This is a genomic window from Oliverpabstia intestinalis (assembly GCF_009696065.1).
Lineage (GTDB): Bacteria > Bacillota > Clostridia > Lachnospirales > Lachnospiraceae > Oliverpabstia > Oliverpabstia intestinalis.
This window is the reverse complement of the sequence record NZ_VUMS01000082.1, coordinates 1-1,461: the sequence shown is the minus strand read 5'-3', so window position 1 is coordinate 1,461 and position 1,461 is coordinate 1. Positions and strand designations below refer to the sequence as shown.

Genomic DNA, 1,461 nt, shown 5'->3' with positions numbered 1-1,461 from the left:
CGAGATCGCAGCAAAAGCAGGTATTGATGACAAATATCTGGAACAGTACGGAAAGTACAAAGCAAAGATCGACTACAATCTGCTGAAAGAATCTGACAAAAAAGATGGTAAACTGATTCTGGTTACCGCTATCAACCCGACACCGGCCGGTGAAGGAAAGACTACAACAACTGTAGGTCTGGCAGACGGTATGCAGAGAATGGGTAAGAACGTTATGGTTGCTTTAAGAGAGCCATCCTTAGGACCGGTTTTCGGTGTAAAAGGTGGAGCAGCCGGCGGCGGATATGCACAGGTAGTTCCGATGGAAGACATCAACCTGCACTTTACCGGTGACTTCCATGCCATCGGTGCAGCCAACAACCTGCTGGCAGCTATGATCGATAACCATATCTTCCAGGGCAATGCTCTGAACATCGACCCGAGAAAGATCACATGGAAACGTTGTGTTGACATGAACGACCGTCAGCTGCGTAATGTAGTAGACGGACTTGGCGGAAAAACCAACGGTATGCCGAGAGAAGACGGCTACGATATCACAGTAGCATCTGAGATCATGGCAGTTCTGTGTCTGGCAAGCGATATCAACGACCTGAAGGAACGTCTGGGACGTATCATCATTGGATATACATACGGTAAAGTGGCAGAACAGAAGCCGGTAACCGCACACGACCTGCATGCAGAAGGTGCCATGACCGCTCTGTTGAAAGATGCCCTGAAACCAAACCTGGTACAGACACTGGAAGGTGTACCGGCTATCGTACACGGCGGACCATTCGCCAACATCGCACACGGATGTAACTCCGTAACAGCAACCAAGATGGCTCTGAAACTGGCTGACTATGCGATCACAGAAGCAGGATTCGGTGCTGACCTGGGTGCTGAGAAGTTCCTGGATATCAAGTGCCGTATGGCAGGACTGAAACCGGATGCAGTAGTTATCGTAGCAACTGTACGTGCCCTGAAATACAACGGCGGTGTTCCGAAAGCCGAGCTGAATGCAGAAAACCTGGAAGCTCTGGAAAAAGGTATGCCAAACCTGTTAAAACATGTAAGCAACATCAAGAATGTATACAAACTGCCATGCGTAGTTGCCATCAATGCATTCCCGACCGATACCAAAGCAGAGCTGGATCTGGTTGAAGAAAAATGTAAAGAGCTGGGCGTTAACGTTGCTCTGTCTGAAGTATGGGCCAAAGGTGGCGAAGGCGGCCTGAAACTGGCAGAAGAAGTGATCCGTCTGGTAGAAGAACCAAACGACTTCACATACTCCTACGAACTGGAAGGTTCCATCGAAGAAAAACTGAACCAGATCGTACAGAAAGTATACGGCGGAAAACGTGTAGTACTGACAGCAAATGCCCAGAAACAGGCAAAACAGCTGGAAGACCTTGGATTCGGCAACTGCCCGATCTGCGTAGCCAAGACACAGTACAGCCTGACAGATGACCAGACCAAACTGGG

1 protein-coding gene is annotated in these 1,461 nt (G+C 49.1%); it reads left to right on the top strand.

Annotated features, from left to right (window positions below; translation table 11 throughout):
• Window positions 1-1,461: formate--tetrahydrofolate ligase (locus tag FYJ57_RS15005; protein ID WP_154433276.1), on the top strand; the 1,461-nt coding region annotated here is incomplete at both ends.